17 protein-coding genes and 2 pseudogenes are annotated in these 18,255 nt (G+C 68.5%); 13 read left to right on the forward strand and 6 right to left on the reverse strand.

Annotated features, from left to right (window positions below):
* The first annotated feature begins 101 nt into the window (after positions 1-101).
* A complete protein-coding gene (locus tag ACFWPH_RS06080) occupies positions 102-329 on the forward strand; it encodes a plasmid stabilization protein (RefSeq protein WP_378748453.1) in 228 nt (75 codons plus the stop codon).
* 25 nt (positions 330-354) lie between these two features.
* Here ACFWPH_RS06080 and ACFWPH_RS06085 read toward each other — a convergent pair whose 3' ends face one another.
* Complete coding sequence (locus ACFWPH_RS06085; RefSeq protein WP_378748454.1) at positions 355-963, reverse strand: TetR/AcrR family transcriptional regulator C-terminal domain-containing protein; 609 nt, start codon at positions 961-963, stop codon at positions 355-357.
* 136 nt (positions 964-1,099) lie between these two features.
* Between ACFWPH_RS06085 and ACFWPH_RS06090 the strand changes: the two genes are divergently transcribed.
* From ACFWPH_RS06090 to ACFWPH_RS06100, 3 genes are all read left to right on the forward strand, one after another.
* Positions 1,100-1,327 (forward strand): hypothetical protein, encoded by a 228-nt coding sequence (locus tag ACFWPH_RS06090; RefSeq protein WP_378748455.1) that lies wholly within the window; start codon positions 1,100-1,102, stop codon positions 1,325-1,327.
* Positions 1,328-1,408: 81 nt separating this feature from the next.
* The gene (locus ACFWPH_RS06095) at positions 1,409-2,449 is read left to right on the forward strand and encodes a flavin-containing monooxygenase (protein WP_378748457.1); all 1,041 of its coding nucleotides are present in this window, start codon (positions 1,409-1,411) and stop codon (positions 2,447-2,449) included.
* A gap of 169 nt (positions 2,450-2,618) precedes the next feature.
* Positions 2,619-3,152, forward strand: a complete 534-nt coding sequence (locus ACFWPH_RS06100; RefSeq protein ID WP_378748458.1) for a hypothetical protein — start codon at positions 2,619-2,621, stop codon at positions 3,150-3,152.
* A 51-nt stretch (positions 3,153-3,203) separates the two neighbouring features.
* Here the strand turns inward: ACFWPH_RS06100 and ACFWPH_RS06105 are convergent, their stop codons facing one another.
* A complete protein-coding gene (locus ACFWPH_RS06105; RefSeq protein WP_378748460.1) occupies positions 3,204-4,616 on the reverse strand; it encodes a PLP-dependent aminotransferase family protein in 1,413 nt (470 codons plus the stop codon).
* On the opposite strand from ACFWPH_RS06105, the pseudogene ACFWPH_RS06110 reads away from it, so the two are divergent.
* Positions 4,615-5,532: pseudogene (locus ACFWPH_RS06110) on the forward strand (DMT family transporter); the annotation flags it as partial. The gene ACFWPH_RS06105 and the pseudogene ACFWPH_RS06110 sit on opposite strands and share 2 nt — an antisense overlap.
* Positions 5,533-5,833: 301 nt before the next feature.
* Here the strand turns inward: ACFWPH_RS06110 and ACFWPH_RS06115 are convergent.
* Complete coding sequence (locus ACFWPH_RS06115) at positions 5,834-6,280, reverse strand: NUDIX hydrolase (protein WP_378748461.1); 447 nt, start codon at positions 6,278-6,280, stop codon at positions 5,834-5,836.
* A 499-nt stretch (positions 6,281-6,779) separates the two neighbouring features.
* Here ACFWPH_RS06115 and ACFWPH_RS06120 point away from each other — a divergent pair, with 499 nt between their 5' ends.
* The gene (locus ACFWPH_RS06120) at positions 6,780-7,847 is read left to right on the forward strand and encodes a dihydrodipicolinate reductase (RefSeq protein ID WP_378748462.1); all 1,068 of its coding nucleotides are present in this window, start codon (positions 6,780-6,782) and stop codon (positions 7,845-7,847) included.
* Between the two features lie 33 nt (positions 7,848-7,880).
* Here the strand turns inward: ACFWPH_RS06120 and ACFWPH_RS06125 are convergent, their stop codons facing one another.
* Positions 7,881-8,339 (reverse strand): MarR family winged helix-turn-helix transcriptional regulator, encoded by a 459-nt coding sequence (locus ACFWPH_RS06125; protein ID WP_378748464.1) that lies wholly within the window; start codon positions 8,337-8,339, stop codon positions 7,881-7,883.
* Between the two features lie 47 nt (positions 8,340-8,386).
* Here ACFWPH_RS06125 and ACFWPH_RS06130 point away from each other — a divergent pair, with 47 nt between their 5' ends.
* The 5 genes from ACFWPH_RS06130 (at position 8,387) to ACFWPH_RS06150 (ending at position 13,299) form a co-directional block, all read left to right on the forward strand.
* Entirely contained in the window at positions 8,387-8,509 is a 123-nt protein-coding gene (locus ACFWPH_RS06130) for a hypothetical protein (RefSeq protein ID WP_378748465.1), read from the forward strand.
* A gap of 236 nt (positions 8,510-8,745) precedes the next feature.
* Positions 8,746-9,555, forward strand: a complete 810-nt coding sequence (locus tag ACFWPH_RS06135; RefSeq protein WP_378748466.1) for an SAM-dependent methyltransferase — start codon at positions 8,746-8,748, stop codon at positions 9,553-9,555.
* Positions 9,556-9,583: 28 nt separating this feature from the next.
* Positions 9,584-10,852 carry a diguanylate cyclase domain-containing protein gene (locus ACFWPH_RS06140; protein ID WP_378748467.1) on the forward strand — a complete coding sequence of 423 codons (1,269 nt, stop codon included), beginning with the start codon at positions 9,584-9,586 and terminating at the stop codon, positions 10,850-10,852.
* A 63-nt stretch (positions 10,853-10,915) separates the two neighbouring features.
* On the forward strand, positions 10,916-11,470 hold the full coding sequence (locus ACFWPH_RS06145) for a TetR/AcrR family transcriptional regulator (RefSeq protein ID WP_378748468.1): 555 nt from the start codon (positions 10,916-10,918) through the stop codon (positions 11,468-11,470).
* 71 nt (positions 11,471-11,541) lie between these two features.
* A complete protein-coding gene (locus ACFWPH_RS06150; protein WP_378748469.1) occupies positions 11,542-13,299 on the forward strand; it encodes an alpha/beta fold hydrolase in 1,758 nt (585 codons plus the stop codon).
* A gap of 397 nt (positions 13,300-13,696) precedes the next feature.
* Here ACFWPH_RS06150 and ACFWPH_RS06155 read toward each other — a convergent pair.
* Positions 13,697-14,344, reverse strand: a pseudogene (locus ACFWPH_RS06155) (NADPH-dependent F420 reductase); the annotation flags it as partial.
* 91 nt (positions 14,345-14,435) lie between these two features.
* Between ACFWPH_RS06155 and ACFWPH_RS06160 the strand changes: the two are divergent.
* Entirely contained in the window at positions 14,436-14,834 is a 399-nt protein-coding gene (locus ACFWPH_RS06160) for a winged helix-turn-helix transcriptional regulator (protein ID WP_378748470.1), read from the forward strand.
* 108 nt (positions 14,835-14,942) lie between these two features.
* Here ACFWPH_RS06160 and ACFWPH_RS06165 read toward each other — a convergent pair whose 3' ends face one another.
* Positions 14,943-17,069: an MDR family MFS transporter gene (locus tag ACFWPH_RS06165; RefSeq protein WP_378748471.1), complete on the reverse strand. Its 2,127-nt coding sequence runs from the start codon at positions 17,067-17,069 to the stop codon at positions 14,943-14,945.
* A gap of 213 nt (positions 17,070-17,282) precedes the next feature.
* Here ACFWPH_RS06165 and ACFWPH_RS06170 point away from each other — a divergent pair, with 213 nt between their 5' ends.
* Positions 17,283-18,023 carry a dienelactone hydrolase family protein gene (locus ACFWPH_RS06170; protein WP_378748472.1) on the forward strand — a complete coding sequence of 247 codons (741 nt, stop codon included), beginning with the start codon at positions 17,283-17,285 and terminating at the stop codon, positions 18,021-18,023.
* Positions 18,024-18,255: the final 232 nt, after the last annotated feature.

Raw genomic sequence — 18,255 nt, forward strand, 5'->3', positions numbered from 1 at the left:
GCGCACGTGGCGATATCAGAACGAGACGCCGGGCAACCCGGTCCAGGACGGGACAGGAAATATAATCGGGGCACCGACGACTGTCGACGAAAGACGGCTCCATGGTGACGCTATCTGTTCGGCATGTACCGGACGCGGTATACCGCGCCCTGCGGATACGTGCGGTCGACCACGGCCGCAGCCCGGAGGACGAAATCCTGGCGATCCTCGAGGAAGCGGTGCTGCCGCCCAGAGCCCGATTGGGCGCCATCCTCGCCGGGAACTGCCCCGATATCGCCCCCGGGGACGACGAGGAAGACCGCTCGACCGATCCGGACGATTCTCGCTGAACGGGTGCGCGAGGGCGCGGCTCGATCAGCCCCCGAGCCCGCGCAGCACGATATCGAGACCGCGCCGGAACTCTTCGGCGGGCGGGAGCGTGCGGGCGTCGGCCGCAGCACCGGAGAGGTGCGGGTACCGCTCGGGAGGCAGCTCGGACATGGTGACGGTTCCCGCCCCCGACAGTGCCGCGTAGTGCTCGTTCTGCAGGAATCCGAGCAGATAACCGATCAGCGTGCGCTGCGCGACGACCCGGTCGGTTCCGGTATGGCCGCCTTCGGTGAGCAGAGCCAGCATGGTTTCGATCAGTAGCAGTGAGCCGGGGGCGGCCTGGCGGTGACGCAGCACCAGCGGCACCACGGCCGGATGCGCGGCCACCGCGACCCGTAGGCGTTCCATCAGGATCCGCATCCGGTCCGCCCAGTTCACCGCGGGCAACGTGCGGTCGACCGTGCGGAAGATGTGGTCGACGACGAGGACTTCCAACGCCTGCCGGTCGGCGACATACCGGTACAGCCCCATGGTGGCGATGGCCAGTTCCCGGGCGACCGCGCGCATGGTCAAGCCGGGCAGACCGTCCCGGTCGATCACCGACAGCGCGGCGGCGACCAGTTGCTCATCGGTGAGGGAACGCGGCCTGGGCACGGGTTGACAGCGTATCCGCCCGCACCCTGACGGGCATCAGCGGCGCAGCGATCCCCTGCCCGACCCCGACCACCTCACCCACCTGCAATTTCGCCGATTCGCCGGCTGTCCGGTCTGCAATCTGCACCTCCGGTCGGTGGTCACCCGATTGCCCGAGATCCGGGCGGCCGGGATCCGGGAGAGGGCGGTCTTCCACCCGAGCGCCGCGGAACTCCGCACATACACCGCCGGCCTGCCGCTGGACGTTGAGAGGCAGGTCGAATGGGCGACCGCCCAGATCACCTACACCCACGAGTGGGTCGACTACGCGTTCTGCGCCCCCTCCTGCCGCAAGGTCTTCGTCGAGGATCACGTCCGGAGCTGAACAACCGCGGGCGAGCAGGAACCCCGCGCCGCCGAAAATACCTGGCCCTCGCGTGCCCGAAATGTCAGGATCACGGTCATCATGGATACCCCAGCTATTGTTATCGGCGCAGGCCAAGCCGGGATAGCCGCCGCACTGGCCTTTTCGGAGTACGGGTTCCGCCCGGTGGTGCTGGAAGCCGGGTCGGATACCGCCGGATCCTGGCCGAGCTACTACGACAGTCTGCGATTGTTCACCCCCGCACATATGAACGCGCTCCCCGGCAACCCTTTTCCGGGTGATCCGCACCGGTACCCGACGCGCGATGAGGTCGCCGCATATCTGCGGCAGTGCGCGGCCGCGATACCGGGCGGGATACACACCGGGCACGGGGTCACCGCTGTGGACAGGGCCGGCGCAACGTTCCGGGTGCGCACCACCACCGGTGCCGAATTCACCGCTCCGGTGGTGGTCTCGGCCACCGGTGGTTACGCCAATCCCTACCGTCCGGAGATCCCCGCATTGTCCGGCTACACCGGCGAGGTGTTACACGCCGCCGAGTACCGTCGCCCGCAACCGTTCACCGGGCAGCGGATCGTGGTGGTCGGATCCGGTAACTCCGCCGTCCAGATAGCCGTCGAACTCGCCGCCGAAACGCGAGTGGTCCTGGCGCACCGCACGCCCCTGCGCTATGCGACGAACGAACCGATCCCGGCCGATTCACGATTCTGGCGGGCGATATCCCTGGCGTCCCGGCTGCCGATCGGGCGGTTCTTCCACAGCGGCACGATCCCCATCGTGGACACCGAGGGCTACCGCGAAACACTCGAGCAGGGCAACCCCGAATCCCGGCCGATGTTCGTCCGGGCCGATGAACGGGTATTGCACTGGCCCGACGGCCGCAGCGAGGAGGTGGATACCGTCGTCCTGGCCACCGGGTACCGACCGGCACTGGCACATCTGAGCGCACTGTGCCCCGTCGATGCCGCGGGTTTCCCGTCACATCGGAACGGTATCTCGACTGCTCACCCGGGTCTGGCCTTCCTGGGCTTGGAGTATCAGCGCACTATCCTCTCCGGCACCCTGCACGGCGTAGGACGCGACAGCCGCTACCTGGCCCGGCATCTCGCCCGATACAGCTGAGCCGGGTCGACGGCGGAGCGGCCGTTCACACACCGGGCCTCAACGCCCCGGCCCGGTCCGGGCTACGCCGCTCCGGGCGAAACGGAAACGGGCACGGCGGCGACACCCAGGTAGATATTCTCTTTCCACGCGGAACACCGACAGTCCCCTACTGGATCAGGGAGCCCAGATGCCTCGCGCACGTCAGCTCGTCACCGCAGCACTCGCCCCGGCAACCGCCGTCGCCGCGGCCGCCGCCCTCCTCACGGCCGGCGCCGGCACCGCCGCGGCCCAGCCACCGTCGTCGACCGTTATGACCTGCGGCAGCGCGAATCCGCTGGCGTGGGCACCACCGTTCACCTGGCATATCCGGGCGAGTTCGGGGGCCAGCCGCCCACCGGGCGGGGAACTGGAACCGGCGCTGCTGCTCAGCGGCGACAACGACCTGCCGAACCCGCCCGCGAGCCTGTTCCCGATTCCCACCACCACGCCGTACGGCACCCAGGTGCAGGTCGACTGGCACAACGAGACCACCGGCGCGTCGGGTACCAGCGTCAGCGATGAGGAAATGCTGAAGGGTAAACCGGGTATTCCGGTGAACCGCACCTGGACCGGCGTCGGCACCGTCGCCTTCACGGTGACCGCCCGGACCGGCGGCGGCTGGTGGTGGCTCAACACCCAGACCGCGGTCTGCCGGGGCACCATCTCGGTTCTCCCCGACTGATCCCCGCACGGGTACCGGTCGCGGACTCCTCGCGACCGGTATCTGCGCGGCCTATCGTCCCTGCCCGGCCAGCGCCCGGGCGACGACCCGCACGCCCTCGGGGAACGCGCCCGGGTTCGGGCCGGAGTAGTTGAGCCGCAGATAGGCACCCGTCGGTTCGGCGGGAAACCACTCGTCCCCGGGCGCGATGACCACCCCGTCGTCCTCACAATCGCGAACGAGCCGGGCCACATCGGTGGGATCGGGTAAACGCACCCACAGGTGCAGCCCGCCGCGTGGCACCACATCCAGGCGGGCTTGCGGCAGGTGCTCGCGCAGCGCGGCGATCAACAGATCACGCCGGGTGGCCAGCCGGCGGCCCAGCCCACGTGTATGGGTTCGCCAGCCCGGCTGGGTCACCACATCGAGGGCCACGGCCTGTAGCAGACCACTCACATACATCGACTCCGCCTGGGCGTCCGCCAGGATCCGTTCCCGCGCCGGACCCCGGGCGACGACAGCGGCGATCCGGACCGACGGCGAAACACTTTTCGTCAGCGACCGCAGATACACCACGTGGCCGGCCTCGTCGCGGGTGGCCAGTGGGGTCGGGACGGTATCGATACCGAAATCGTGCGCCCAGTCGTCCTCGATCAGGAACGCTCCGTGTGCACGCACCACATCGAGCACCCCGGCCGCCCGTTCCGGTTGCCATTGCGCGCCGGTCGGATTGGCGAAATGCGGCTGGGCGTAGAAGGCGCGAGCGCCGGTCCGCTCGAATGCCCGGGCCAGATCCTCGGGGCGCGGACCGTCGGAACTGCTCGGGACGGGGACCACCTGCACCCCCGCCCGGTTGGCCGCCAGAATCGCACCCCAATAGGTGGGCGATTCCACCAGCAACGGCCGGCCGGGTCCGACCAGCGCCTGGAAGACCGTGCCGAGCCCGCTCTGACTCCCTGGGAAGATCACGACATCACTCGGGGCCGGCGCCATCATACCTGCGGGGGTCACCGCCGCCAGTTCGGTCGCGAACCATGCCTGCAGATCCGGGAGTCCGCTACTGGGTGGCCGGTTGACCGTGGCGTCGCCCCGGGCGGCGCGCGCGAAGGCGCCGCGAACCAGCCGTTCGGGCAGCAGTTCCCGGTCCGGATAGCCGGAATGCAGGGCTATCCGGTCATTGGCGACCGTCTGCAGCGCGGTGAACCAGCGCGCGGAGCGATTACGCGGTGTGCCCAGTGCCGCGGTCTGCCACCCGTAGTCGTGCGGGCGGGTATCGCGCACCGTACGTACGAAAGTCCCCACTCCGGGGCGGCTTTCGACGAATCCCTGTGTGGTGAGGATGCGCAGCGCCTTCTGCACCGTGACCGGACTTGCGGCATACCGGGCCACCAACGCCCGGGTGGACGGCAACTGCGCACCGGGCGGGGCCTCGGCTATCCACTCGCGAAGCTCCGCCGCGATACGCGAACTGCTATCGTCAGACATGAGAGAACATAGTAGCGCTACTACCCGGGCGGCAGAACCGCTACCGTCCCGATATGCGGGCCCGACCTGGGGCCTGCTGGGCATCCTGGCCTTCTCGTTCACCGTGCCGCTCACCAAGATCGCCGTTGCCGACGACGGCTTCACCGCACTTTTCGTTGCCGCCGGACGCGCGGTCGTGGCGGGACTGCTCGCGGGAGGCGCGCTGGCGCTCACCGGACAACGGTGGCCCCGGGGCCGGCAGTGGATCCGGCTGGGTGTCGTCGCCGGTGGTGTCGTCGCCGGATTCCCGCTACTGACGTCCTTCGCGCTCACCGAAGCGTCGGCAGGCCACAGCGCCGTCGTGATCGCACTATTGCCCGCGGCGACCGCGGTACTGGCCGTTCTCCGCGGCCATGAGCGGCCACCACGAGCCTTCTGGCTCACCGCGGCCGCCGGTGCAGTGGCGGCGCTGGTATTCGCCGGGTTCCGCGGCGGCGGTTTCGGCGGTCCGCAATGGTCGGATCTGCTGCTGCTGGGCGCGGTCGTCGCGGCGGCCTGCGGTTATGCCGAAGGCGGGCTGCTGGCCCGGGAACTGGGTGCCTGGCAGACCATTTCGTGGGCACTGGTGCTGTCCGCTCCGGTGATGGTGGTACTGACGGGGATCTCCGTGGCCCAGCAGCCTCCGGCGGGCTCAGCGGCGCAGTGGGGCGCCTTCGCCTACCTCGGCGTGGTGAGCATGTACCTGGGCTTCCTGCCCTGGTACCGCGGCCTGGCGATCGGACCGATGACGCAGGTCAGTCAGGTTCAACTCGCCCAGCCCATATTCACGCTGTGCTGGGCGGCGTTGGTACTGAACGAGAAATTGACCTGGGCCACCGCCCTCGGCGCTGTTGCGATTATCGGTTGCGCCGCAAGCGCGGTACGAACGCGCCTGCGCAGACCTCCGGCCCCAGGCTCGAGTACGCCACGCAGCGAGCACCGGGCGAACGCCCCGCGCAACGCCGCCGCCGCCTGGGCAACCGAGACGAGAACAGACGTTTCAGGATCCTCGAACCTCCGAGCAGGGGGCCGGGTCACCGATGTCCGCCGGCGGAAAGACGCCGACCGGCACCTGTGGGTGCCGGTGCAACCGGCCCGGAAGACGCGGAAACCGAGGTTCATTCCCCGGCCGGGGTATGAACCGAGGACGCCCGGGAACGGGGGCGTCCGATAACCCACACGAGTTATCGGACACGCTGTCAGGGATAGACGAGTTCCCGATAGGTGTCGAGGATCTTCTGGACCGAGGAGGTGACCGACAGGTCGCCACTGTTCAGGGGCGCCCAGACATAGCTCGCGTGCGCGCCCAGCACCACGGGGCCCGGCGATTCGACCTCGACTGCGAAATGCAAGCGCCGCACCGGCTTACCGGCGGGCGAAAGATAGTCGAAGTCGCCGACATGGTGGCGGATATCGGTGACCGCGAGCCCGGTCTCCTCCTGTACACCGCGGATCAGGGCGCCGGTCACCGATTCACCGGGCTCCACAGTGGCCCCGGGCAGTTTGCGGGTGGGACGAATCGGCCCGGTGCTGGGCAGTTCCAGCAACAGCACCTCACCACCGCGATCGATGATTGCGCCGACCCGCAGCCCGACCCCGTCTCGTTCACCGCGTGGCAGGGTTTCGTCGAACATCGATACCGACATGGGTGGTCTCACCAACCTTCGATCCGGCGGGGCTCGCCTGATACACGCCTCGGCGAGCAATTCGATATTACCGTGTTGTGACCTCCGGATAACACAGGTTGACGGGACCTTGACGGGTCCGGGCTTCCCCCGAAGCGCGTAAGCAGGACGTTCAACAAAGAATTCACCTACGTCCGGCCCCGGTCGTTCACCGGACCGAAAACACTTGCCGGACAAGCCCTTCGAGACGCGGCGACCCGCACCCAACGGTTGCGCCCCGAAGCCCCCGCCGCATACCGACGACCGCGCGCGATTCGGCGATCCATTCGGCACAAAATGTGACACACACCGCTTTCGGTCCACGAATCTCGGCCGCTGTGATGGATACCACCGAACTGGACTCGCACCCGGCCGTGGCTGCACCGGCATCCAAGGGCGGCGAGACATCCAGACGGAAACCCGATTCTCAAATTTCAGAGTATTCGTTCCATGCATCGCAAATCGACCCTAAGCTGAGCGGATGCCCAAGGATCGTCGGTATCGGGTCGTCCAGTGGACGACCGGCAATGTCGGGAAGAGCTCGGTGCGCGCCGTCGTCGCGAACCCGACCCTGGAACTCGTCGGCTGTTATGCGTGGTCACCGGACAAGGTAGGCCGCGATATCGGCGAACTGTGCGGGATCGATCCCGTCGGAATCGCGGCCACCGACGATATCGGCGCCCTACTGGCGTCGAAGCCGGATTGCGTGGTCTACAACCCGATGTGGATCGACGTCGACGAACTGGTCCGGATCCTGGAGGCCGGGGTGGACGTCGTGTCGTCCGCGTCGTTCATCACCGGGCACCGCCAAGGGCAGGGCCGCGACCGTATCGCCGAGGCCTGCCGGCGCGGCGGCGCGACCATGTTCGGCTCCGGGATCAGCCCTGGTTTCGTCAATCTGCTGGCCATCGTCTCGGCCGGTATCTGCGACCGGGTCGACAAAGTGACCGTTTCCGAGGCGGCGGACACCACCTTCTACGATTCCCCGGCGACCGAACGCCCGGTGGGATTCGGTCAGCCGATCGACCATCCCGATCTCCAGGCGATGACCGCCGAGGGCACCGGGGTGTTCGGTGAGGCGGTACGGCTCATCGCCGACGCCCTGGGGGTCGAACTCGACGACGTACGCTGCGACGCCGAATATGCCCGGACCACTGCCGATCTCGATCTCGGCTCGTGGACCATCCCGGCCGGCTGCGTGGCCGGCGTGTTCGCGAGCTGGAAAGGTATCGTCGCCGGCCGGACGCTGGTGGAGCTCACCGTGCGCTGGCGCAAAGGCCAGACCCTGGAACCGGATTGGAAGATCGACCAGGACGGCTGGGTGCTGCAGGTGGACGGGCGGCCGACGGTGAAGAACATTGTGAGTTTCCTGCCGCCACCGGATTTCCAGGCCGAGACGATCGCGGATTTCATGACACTCGGGCACATCATGACCGCGATGCCGGTGATCAACGCGATCCCGGCCGTCGTGGCGGCACCGCCGGGCATCGTCACCTACAACGACCTGCCGCTGATCCAACCCCGCGGGGTCGTTTCCGGGGTTACGTAGCCCACCCACGGGCCCGGGTGCCGCCGCCGGTCTTCAATCCCGTTCCGCGCGCAGCACCCGGTCGAGGACTTCGAGCGCGTCGGCGGCGGAGTACAGCGCGTCGACCTGATCGTCGTCGAGCCGCGTCATGGCCTGCTGGACAGTGCCCGACCACGCGGTATGGATCGTCTGCCGGGCATCGAAGGCGTTCTCGGTCGGCGCCAGCCGGATCACCCGGCGGTCGCCCGGGTCCACCGACCGCGTGACCAGCCCGCGGCCGACCAGGCTACGCACCGCGGCGCTCACATTGCTCTGCCGCATACCGAGTCGTTTCGACAGTTCGGTGACGGTGATACCGGGTGCGGCCAGGATCTGCTCGAGCACCGCGAGTTCGGTGGTGGGCAGCGGCGGCACACCCGCGACTTCCGGCACCAGCCGGTGCACCGTCCAGGCCAGATCACGCAGGACCGCGGGCAGGTCGCGGCCGTCCTGGGCGCGACGATCGGAGTTCATGGCACCCACGATATCGCATCTCTTGACATATATATTTTTTCATAACTATGCTGATCAGTTCCATCGGGGCGGCGGTGCTCGCCTTCGTGTTCCTCACCCGCGCGAACACCGATTCCGGGGCTATCACAGCGGAAACACCGAAGGCCCCGACTCCCGAACCAGTTGCCTGACAGAACGTTTCCTTCTCGATCCGGCTCGGAGCCGGGCCGCCGGGCGCGTTCCCGCCGACGGGACCTGCGCCGTACCGGCTATTATGCGCACAGTGCCTTACGGCCGTAACAAGAACTCGGCCGAGTGGGCACCGGTCCGCCGCACCGTGGGCGGTCCGTAGCGCAGCGCAGGGGTTTCCCGGACGCGGACCGAGGACGATACGGCCGGGGCGGGTTTCGAGCGCAGAGGGGACGAGATGGACAGGCCGGCCTGGGCACCCGAGGGTGTGGACATGATGCAGCCGAGCCCGGCGCGTATGTACGACGCGCTGCTGGGCGGTTCGCACAACTTCGAAGTCGATCGGCTCGCCGCTCAACGCGGTAGCCGGCTGGTGCCGGATCTGCCCCGGCTGGCGCTGAGCAACCGCGCGTTCCTGCGGCGGGCCGTGCGCTTTCTGATCGATGCGGGTATCACCCAGTTCCTCGATATCGGTTCGGGTATCCCGACCGCCGGTAACGTGCACGAGATCGTCCGGGAGTGCGATCCCGGGGCGCGGGTGCTCTACGTGGATATCGATCCGGTGGCCGTGGCCCATTCGCGGGCGATCCTGGTGGGCGAACCGAATTACGGCGCCATCGAAGCCGATCTGCGGGAACCCGCCGAACTGCTGGCGCGGGTCCGCGACACCGGAGTGATCGAGCCGGAACAACCGGTCGGGATCCTGCTCATCGCGGTACTGCACCTGCTGGCCGACGACGATCTGCCCGCGGCGAAGGTGGCCGCGCTCCGGCATGCGGTGCCCACCGGAAGTCATGTCGCCATCTCACATCTGACCTCCGCGCTGCGTCCCGACGATGCGGCTGCCCTGCACAAATCCTCACAGCACGGTAATCAGGTGGGGATCCAATTCCGCTCGCGTGCCGCGATCACCGAAATGTTCGACGGCTGGGAGCTCGTGGAACCCGGTGTGGTCGAACTGCCGATGTGGCGGCCGGAATCGGAGCGCGATCGGCATGAGGCCCCGGGCCGGTCGCTGGGCTTGGCCGGTGTGGGGTGCAAGTCCTGACCCGGGGGGTACTGCGCAGGAGATACGGGTGACCGCGCGGGAACTCGCGGTCTGCTGGGCCGACGTGCTCGACGGCGCGGTGGCGCCGACCCTGACGCGGGATCGTATCGAGGAACTGCTGACCGAACAGGTCGAACAGTTGCTCGCTGCCCTGCGCGGCACCGCCGGGCCGGAGGCCGGGAAGTACGCGGCCGAGGCATTGGTCGCGGCGAACTACCGCGATCCCGCGGTAGCCGGCCGGACGATCCCGCTGATCTGCGCGGATATGGCCCGGTACGTCCAGGCCACGGATCCGGTTGCTGGGGACGCGGTGCACGACCGCGCGCTGCTCGTGGCCGCCGAGTTCGCGACCGGGTTCACGGCGGCACTGCGTTCGGTGGCGTTATCGGAGCAGGAGGTCACGCTCGCCGCGGCGCTGGCGGCCGCCCAGGAAGCCGAGCGGCGACGCGAACTGTCCGAAGCGCGTTTCGAGGCGGTGTTCGCGGGCGCCTCGGTGGGAATCGGGACGGTCGACACCCACGGGCGGGTTCTCGAAGCGAATGCGGCATTCGCCGACATGCTCGGTATCGATGTGGGAGAGATGCCGGGCCGTCCGGTGGCCGATGTGGTGGGTCATGCCAATATCGGCGACGCCTACCAGCGGATGACCCAGCTGCTGGCGGGCAGTATCGACCGGTTCCGGCTGGAACTGGACCACCCGCGCCCGGACGGGACGTCCACGGGTATCGATCTGTCGATGTCGGCTGTGCGCGATCACAGTGGTCAGGTCCGTTTCCTGATCGGTGTGGCGGTCGATGTCACCGAACGCCGGGAGCTCGCCGCCCGCCTCTGGTACGACGCCAATCACGACGAACTCACCGGCCTGCCCAACCGCGGCCATTTCTTCGACCGGCTGGCCGTGGCAACACCACCGATCGGGATGGCCTATCTGGATCTGAACGGGTTCAAGGAGGTCAACGACCGGTGGGGGCATACCGTCGGCGACGAGGTGCTGCGGATAGTCGGCGCCCGCCTGCGGCAAACCGTGACGGCGGCCGGTGGGCTGGCGGCACGTCTGGGCGGTGACGAATTCATCGCCGTGCTCGAGCAGTGCACCGGTACGGCCGAACTGGCCATGCTCAGCGCAGACGTGCAGACCGCTCTCACCGTACCGATGGAGATCCGTGAGCGGACGATCAGTATCGGCGCGAGTATCGGCACGGTGTATCTCGAGGACGCGCCGACAGCGATCGACGAGGCGATGCAGGCCGCGGATACCGCCATGTACCGCAACAAGATCCCGCGAACCCGCCCCTGACCGGCACGGTCGCTGCGACGTGCGAGCATTGACTTTTTATGAAGACCGGTCTACTTTTCAGGCGTGGGCGCAAAAGGAGCCGAAACCAGGCAGCGGATGATCGAGGCGACACGGTCGTCGATCGAACGCCGCGGCTATTTCGGCACCGGTCTCAACCAGATACTGGCGGACAGCGATACTCCGCGCGGTTCCCTGTACTTCCATTTCCCGGGCGGTAAGGACGAACTCGTCGCCGCCGCCATCACCCAGACCTCCGGGGTCATCGATACCGCGCTCGCAGAGGCCGATCTCACCGACCCGGCCGGCGCGGTCACCGCTCTGATCACCCTGCTCGGCGATCGGCTCGAGGCATCCGGCTGGGAATGCGGCTGTCCCGTCGCAACCGTCGCCTTGGAGGTCTCCGGCGCGAACGATACTGTCCAGCGCGCCTGCGCCGAGGTCTACGGACGCTGGACGGAGGCCTTGCGGATCAGCCTCCGGACGGCCGGTTACGACAATGCCGACGATCTGGCCGTTTCCCTCCTGGCCCTGATCGAGGGCGCGCTACTGCTCGCACAGACACATCGCGACCGCGAGCCACTGGAACGGGCCGCGCGCGTCGCCCGCACCCTGCTCTAGATCCACGACAACTCACACCGCGCGTTTACCTGCCCACATAATATGTAGACCAGTCTAGTTAGGATTTAGTTATGAGCACTCCCGATTCCGTCGTCTTCGGCGCGGCCGGTTTCATCGGACGCGCCCTCGTCGCCCGGCTGCTGCATCGCGGGCATACGGTCGCGGCCGCGTTACGCCCCGGCAGCGCGGACCGGCTCACCGCCTGGCTCGACGAGCACAGAGTCGAGCGTCAGCGGCTGACCGTACTCGACTGCGATATCACCGAACCCGGCCTGGGCGAGGTCGCCGGGCTGGACACCGCCGGGATACGCGACGTGTACAACTGCGCGGCCCGATTCACCTTCGGGATCGACCCGGGGCTAGCGCGGGCGGTGAATATCGATGGCGCACTGCACATCCTGGACTGGTGCACGCACCTGCCCGAACTGCACCGGCTGATCCACATCACCGGATACCGGGTCACCGTGCCGGATTCAGCCGAACACGATTACGCGATCGGGGCTTACGGCGCCTCGAAATTCGAAGCCGACGCGATTTTGCGCGAACGCGCCGCGACCCTGGGAGTCGCACTGACCGTCGCGAACCCGAGCACGGTCGTCGGCCCGGGGCAGTACATCGGCCTCGCCGAACTCACCCGCGACCTCTGGTACGGCAGGCTTCCCGCGTTGCCCGGCAACACCCGGACCCTGCTGCCGATCCTCGATCTCGACTATTTCGCCGATTTCCTCCTCGCTCTCCCCCGCGACCCGGACACTGCCGGCCGTTCCTACACCGTCCTCGACCCCGCGAGCCCACCGCTACCGGAGTTGATGCGCATCCTTGCCGAGTACCTGCACGTCCGTGCACCCCGTTTCACGATTCCGACCGGCCTGGTGGCCCGGCTGCCGCAGCGACTCACCGGGGTCGACCGGGAGCGGCTCGCATTCCTCGCCGAGGACCGCTACGACACCTCCGCCGCCGAGACGGTGGCTGCCGCCGCCGGGCTCACCATGCCGCCCGCCGGCGACGTCCTGCAGAAATGGGCAGACCACCTGGTGAGCAGTCGATTCGGCGATACCGAGCCGGATCCGTCCGCCGGGTTCGCCGACGGCCTCTGGGTGAGCGGCGACCGTCGGACACCGGATCTCGTACTGCTGCACGGACTCCCCACCGACAGCGAGGCCTGGCGCGCGGTCACCGCGGCGACCACCGCATCCACCTACACCGCCGACCTCCCCGGCCTCGGCCGCTCGGCCCCCGGCGACTCCCCCGTCCACTTCCGGCCGGACCGGCTCATGACCTCGGTGACCACCCGTCCCCTCCTGGTCGGCCATTCCCTCGGCTGCCTCCCCGTCCTGCGCTACGCGGCCGCCCACCCCGACCGAATCTCCGGAATCGTCCTGGTGGCACCCGCTTTCCTGCAGAGCCGCGCATCCTGGGTCACCCGGCTGCCGATCATCGCCCCCGTACTGCGCCGCCTCGGCCCGGAGCGGCTCGCCGCCACCCTGGGCGTGCCGTCCGGTCCGGCGATCGAGAGTGCGAGCGCGAACCTGAGCCGCCCGGGCGTAGCCCGGCGGACCGTCGCGGCACTACGCGCGGCGAGTCGTCCCGACGAGCGGGTGGCCTCTCGCCGCCTGCTCGCCGCGGTCACGGTCCCGGTGCAAATCGTCACCGGATCCCGCGATCCGCTCGAGACCCCGGTATCCGTACCGACCACGGTGATCGACGGCGCGGGCCACTACCCCCACCTCACTCACCCGGACCAGGTGGCCGAGGTCCTGGATACCGTCCGCACGCTCTTCCTGCAGAATCCGGGCGCAACCGGGCGCGCGGTCCCGGCGTCGAAGTGAATTCTCGGGTGCCCATCACACTGCGCGGGCCCTGCGGGATACGCCCGACCTGCCGCAGCGGGGCCGATCGAGATCCGCCCACGGCACCGGGCTCGCCGCCCGGAACCACGGTGTGGTTACGCAGCTTCGATTTCGCCGCCCTGGGCGGCCGCACAAACTCGCCGAAGCCCGGGCACCGTCGGCCGTCCCCCCGGGAGACGCACGCGGCGACTGCCCCGCGGTTCGCAGGCACGGTAAACGGCACTCATGAGAAGCCCGAGCAGCTGCGCCGATCGCGCGGCCGGCGGGTGCCGGGGATCTGCCGTCGATACCCGGCAGCGTGGCGGTCACAACCACCCGCTGCTACCGCGTGGAACTCACCGGACTGCCGGCCGGGCGAACCCGGCCCCGGACCGCTTCACGGACCCACCGGCGGCAGCGCGGGCGCCACCGTCGCGGGTTCCACACCCGCGAACGCCAGGGTGATGAACAACCCGGCGGCCTCCTCCAGTTGACGGGCCCGGGACAGGCCGCCCACCACGACGGGGACCGCGCCGGTATCGCGCACCAGCGTCTCGGCCCAGGCCAGGGCCGCCGGATCGTCACCGCACAGTGGCACCGTGATCGACGCCGCGCCGCGCGTACCCCACTGCGTCGACGGAACCATATGGAAGCCCTTCACCACCCGGCTGCCCGGCGCCGCCTCCGCGATATGGGTCGCGGTGGACCGTCCGGGCTCGGTGAGCAGCACACCCACACCGTGTTGCACCGCGTTGATCGGGTCGATCACCATCGTCCCGGCCAGCGCCCCCTGGTCCGCGCCTGCTTCGCGCAGTACCTCGTCGACAGCGTTCCACGGCAGGGCAAGCAGTACCGCGTCGGCACCACGCACTGCCTCGCCCAGCGCGGCTGCCCGCACGCCACTGCCGAGCCGCCGCGCCAGAGCGGATGCCTTGTCCGCCGACCGTCCCGCCACTGTCACCGTATGCCCGGCCCGCACCCAGCATGCGCCGAGCGCCTGAGCCAGATGGCCCGTTCCCAGAATTCCGATCCGCACCGTCGCACTCCTGAAATATCCGTGTTGTCTGTTCGGCGGCTACCGTAGGTAATCCGAAACGCACCGATCGGTGCGAAACGACCGACGACCCTGGTGAGCGATGAGCGCCGACAACCACCACGAGCCGATCGCCGACTGCCGGCTGCGCAGCGCCCTGGATCTGTTCGCGCATACCTGGGACGCGGTGGTCCTGGCCGCCCTCCGCGACGGTCCGCGCCGCCGCGCCGCGCTCCGGGCGGCGATCGGGAGTATCAGCGACAAGGCCCTCACCGAAGCCTTGCGGCGGCTACTGGCCCGCGGCCTGGTCGTCCGGCGGCCGCGTCGGGCAGCGCCACCGGCGGTGGAATACGAGCTCACACCGCTGGGCGCCGGTCTGGTGGCGGGGCCACTCGAAGCCCTGGCCGACTGGGTTCGCACCTACGGGGATCAGCTCGGCCTTCCGGAGGAAACATCGATGCCGCTTCGCGCCGTCACCGTCGAGGACCGGCTGCCCGGGTGAACCGAACCGGGTTCGCCCACAGCGGAATTCCGCCGGTCCTGATACCCGCGGTGCCGTAGACCACCAGGAGCGCGCGGCCGGACGCGGCACATGGGGCGGGTCGCTCGTTCAGCCGGCGAATGTCGGGCGACTGCTCTGTTCGTCGAGTAGTTCGCCGGCGATCTTGTCCAGCGCGCGGTCGAGAAGATCCTTGTCGGCAGGATCGTCGAAGGTCCAGTCCTCCAGACGGCCGTCCAGCCAGCCGCGCCAGACCCGGCGGAAACGCTCGGCCTGCCGGGCGCCGCTGTCGGTCAGGTGTAGCGCATCCCCGTCGACCGTCACGTATCCGGCTCGCGCGGTATCGCGGTAGACCGGTTCGAGGACACCGACCGGGACCATATGGTCGTCCGCGATACCGGTGAGTGTCGCCCCACCCCGCACCCGGGCACGGAGATGCACCGCGCCGATCGCCCAGGTAATGGGCTCGGGGAGTTCGCCGCCGGTGAGATCGTGCAGCGAGGGTCCGGGCAGGACCGGCTGTCGCTCCTCCGGCGAACCCGGCAGTTGCCGCCCCGGCGGGCCGGGCAATCGACGCCCCGGCGGGCCGGGCAATCGACCCCCCGGCGAGCCGGGCAATCGACGCTGATCCCGGCGCAGCACCTGCGCGACAGCATGTTCCAGCTGGGCCGCCCGATCGGCCGAATCCGGCATCGAGAAACCCTCCCCCAGTTCCGCGGCGCGCGCCCGGGTGCTGTCCCGTAGCGGTACCTCCCGCAGGAACCAGGCCACCACGAAACCGACCAGAGCCACCGGCACCACCCACCGGAACACGGTGTCGATGGCGCTCGTATAGGCCTCGATGATCGGTGCCGCCACGTCGTCGGGCAACTCCCGCAGGGCCGCCGGGCTCTGCGCGAGCTCCGGGGCGACACCCGATTCGGCCAGCGCCGCAGACAGGGCCGGATCGAGTTTCCCGGTGTAGAGGGTGCCGAACACCGCGGTACCGAACGCACTTCCCACCGTGCGGAAGAACGTCACACCGGAGGTCGCGGTACCCAACTGCGCGTAGGGCACGGTGTTCTGCACGACGATGGTGAGCACCTGCATGGACAGGCCGATACCCAGCCCGAGGGTCAGCATGTACAGCGATTCCAGCCAGATACCGGTATTCCGTCCCATCGTCGACATCAGGTAGAGGCCGAGCGCCATCACGGCCGTACCCGCGATCGGGAAAGGTTTGTACCGGCCGGTGGTCGACACGATATTCCCGGAGATGACGGAGGTGATCAGCAGACCGACCACCATCGGCAGTGTGCGCAGCCCGGACTCGGTTGCCGAGACACCGTCCACGTACTGCAGGTAGGTGGGCAGATACGTCATGGCACCGAGCATTGCGAAACCGACGATGAAACTGAGGATCGAGCACACCGTGAAGACCCGGTTGCGGAAGAGGTCCATCGGCAGCATCGGTTCGGGCACCCTGGTCTCCACCATGACGAACGCCGCCAGCAGCACCACCGACGCGGCGAACAGGCCGATGATCATCGGCGAACCCCAGGGGTATTCGGAACCACCCCATTCGAGACCGAGGATCAGTCCGGCCACGCCGAGCGCGACCAGCGCGATTCCGAGGTAGTCGATCACCGGGCGCACGGCCGGGCGCACGGTGGGAATCGTGCGGGCGGCCAGCACGATCATCACCACCGCCACCGGAACATTGATATAGAAACACCACCGCCAGCTGGCGTGATCGGTGAACAGGCCACCCAGCGTCGGCCCGAGTACGGTGGTCACCCCGAACACCGCACCCATCGCGCCCTGATACTTACCGCGCTGCCGCAACGGAATGACATCGGCGATCAGCGCCATCGCGGTCACCATCAGCCCGCCGGCACCGACACCCTGGATACCCCGCGCGATGATCAAGGTCAGCATGTCCTGGGCGACACCGGCCAGTATCGAGCCCAGGATGAAGACCACCGCACTGATCTGGAAGACGAGTTTGCGGCCGAAGAGGTCACCGAATTTACCGGCCAGCACCGTCGAGATGGCCTCGGCGAGCATATACGCGGTGACCAGCCACGCCATATGCCCGGCGCTGCCGAGATCGGCGACGATCGTCGGCAGGGTGGTCGCGACGATCGTCTGGTCGAGCGCGGCCATCAGCATGCCGAGCACGATGGTGACGAACACGATGTTGCGGCGGCGGCGATCGAGCGTGGGCGCCGTTTCGGGAACCTCGCGGGTGCCGGTCATCCGCCGAGTATCGGTGACAGCCCGGCACAACCGCGGCGGGACACGCGAGCACCGGCCGCCGTGGCGCGGCTGCTCGAATACGCCGAGCAGCAGCAGGAACACACCGGTAGATCACGGGAGGGCGCCGATGAGGCCTTCCCGCGGTCTCGGACCTCGCCGGGCGAAACCGGTAGGTCCTCCCCGGCATGATCGGCCGGCAGTAGGGTCGCGGGGATGACGATGATCGAGATATCGCTTCCCGGTGGCAGTGCTGAAGGATATGTATCCGGCGAGTCCGGGCCCGGGGTCCTACTCATCCAGGATGCGATCGGGTTGCGTCCGGAGATCGAGCGGATTGCGGATCGGATCGCGTCGTGGGGTTATGTCGTACTGGCGCCGCATGTTTTCTGGCGGGACGGGCGCGCCGCGGACCTCGCGCCCACGGTCGACCTGCGCGATCCGGCGAGCCGTGGCGCGTTCTTCGCCTCCGGGGTGGGTGAGCGGATCGCCCGGCTCACGCCGGACGTTCTGCGGGCAGACGGCGAAGTGTGGCTGGAGACGCTGCACGGGCTGCCCGGTGTCACCGGGACCGCGGTCGGCGCGACCGGATACTGCTTCGGCGGCCGGATCGCGTTGCGGCTGGCCGCGCACCGGCCGGATGAGGTCGCGGCGATCGGGATGTTCCACACCGGCGGAATCGTCACCGAGGACGCCGACAGTCCGCATACCGAGGTTCCCCGGATCCGGGCCGCGGTCTTGGCCGGGCACGCCGATAACGACGGTTCCAATACTCCCGAACAGATCGCGGCCTTCGACGCCGCACTGGAGGCCGCCGGTATCGACCACCGCACCGCCGTCTACCCGGACGCCCTGCACGGCTACACCATGTCCGATACCGCCGCCTACCAGGAGGAAGCGGCCGAGCGGCATTTCCGGGAGCTGCGCGAACTGTTCGACCGCGCCCTGAAGAAGTAGGGGCGGTCGCCGGACCATCGATCACGGCAGATTTCACGAGCCCCGAAGCGCCCATGTGCTGCCTCACGCACCTCAGGTCCGGTGTGCGAGGTGGCCGGCGATGCCCGGGCTGGAGTCGGCCACGACGGACCCGTGATCGCTACCGCGCCGAGCACAGTCCGGCGAGGTCTGCTCGGGTAGCCGCGGACCGTTGACGGTAGCATGCCGTGGTCTCACCCGCGGCGGGTGACGA

It is taken from the genome of Nocardia sp. NPDC058499, from assembly GCF_042719915.1.
Lineage (GTDB): Bacteria > Actinomycetota > Actinomycetes > Mycobacteriales > Mycobacteriaceae > Nocardia.

Excerpts from the sequence above, each read along its gene's own strand:
- ACFWPH_RS06150 (WP_378748469.1), top strand. The coding sequence starts at position 11,542 with ATGAGCACTCCCGATTCCGTCGTCTTCGGCGCGGCCGGTTTCATCGGA.
- ACFWPH_RS06125 (WP_378748464.1), bottom strand. The coding sequence starts at position 8,339 with ATGAACTCCGATCGTCGCGCCCAGGACGGCCGCGACCTGCCCGCGGTC.
- ACFWPH_RS06130 (WP_378748465.1), top strand. The coding sequence starts at position 8,387 with ATGCTGATCAGTTCCATCGGGGCGGCGGTGCTCGCCTTCGTGTTCCTC.
- ACFWPH_RS06170 (WP_378748472.1), top strand. The coding sequence starts at position 17,283 with ATGACGATGATCGAGATATCGCTTCCCGGTGGCAGTGCTGAAGGATAT.
- ACFWPH_RS06160 (WP_378748470.1), top strand. The coding sequence starts at position 14,436 with ATGAGCGCCGACAACCACCACGAGCCGATCGCCGACTGCCGGCTGCGC.
- ACFWPH_RS06100 (WP_378748458.1), top strand. The coding sequence starts at position 2,619 with ATGCCTCGCGCACGTCAGCTCGTCACCGCAGCACTCGCCCCGGCAACC.
- ACFWPH_RS06120 (WP_378748462.1), top strand. The coding sequence starts at position 6,780 with ATGCCCAAGGATCGTCGGTATCGGGTCGTCCAGTGGACGACCGGCAAT.
- ACFWPH_RS06165 (WP_378748471.1), bottom strand. The coding sequence starts at position 17,069 with ATGACCGGCACCCGCGAGGTTCCCGAAACGGCGCCCACGCTCGATCGC.
- ACFWPH_RS06135 (WP_378748466.1), top strand. The coding sequence starts at position 8,746 with ATGGACAGGCCGGCCTGGGCACCCGAGGGTGTGGACATGATGCAGCCG.
- ACFWPH_RS06115 (WP_378748461.1), bottom strand. The coding sequence starts at position 6,280 with ATGTCGGTATCGATGTTCGACGAAACCCTGCCACGCGGTGAACGAGAC.
- ACFWPH_RS06095 (WP_378748457.1), top strand. The coding sequence starts at position 1,409 with ATGGATACCCCAGCTATTGTTATCGGCGCAGGCCAAGCCGGGATAGCC.
- ACFWPH_RS06080 (WP_378748453.1), top strand. The coding sequence starts at position 102 with ATGGTGACGCTATCTGTTCGGCATGTACCGGACGCGGTATACCGCGCC.
- ACFWPH_RS06105 (WP_378748460.1), bottom strand. The coding sequence starts at position 4,616 with ATGTCTGACGATAGCAGTTCGCGTATCGCGGCGGAGCTTCGCGAGTGG.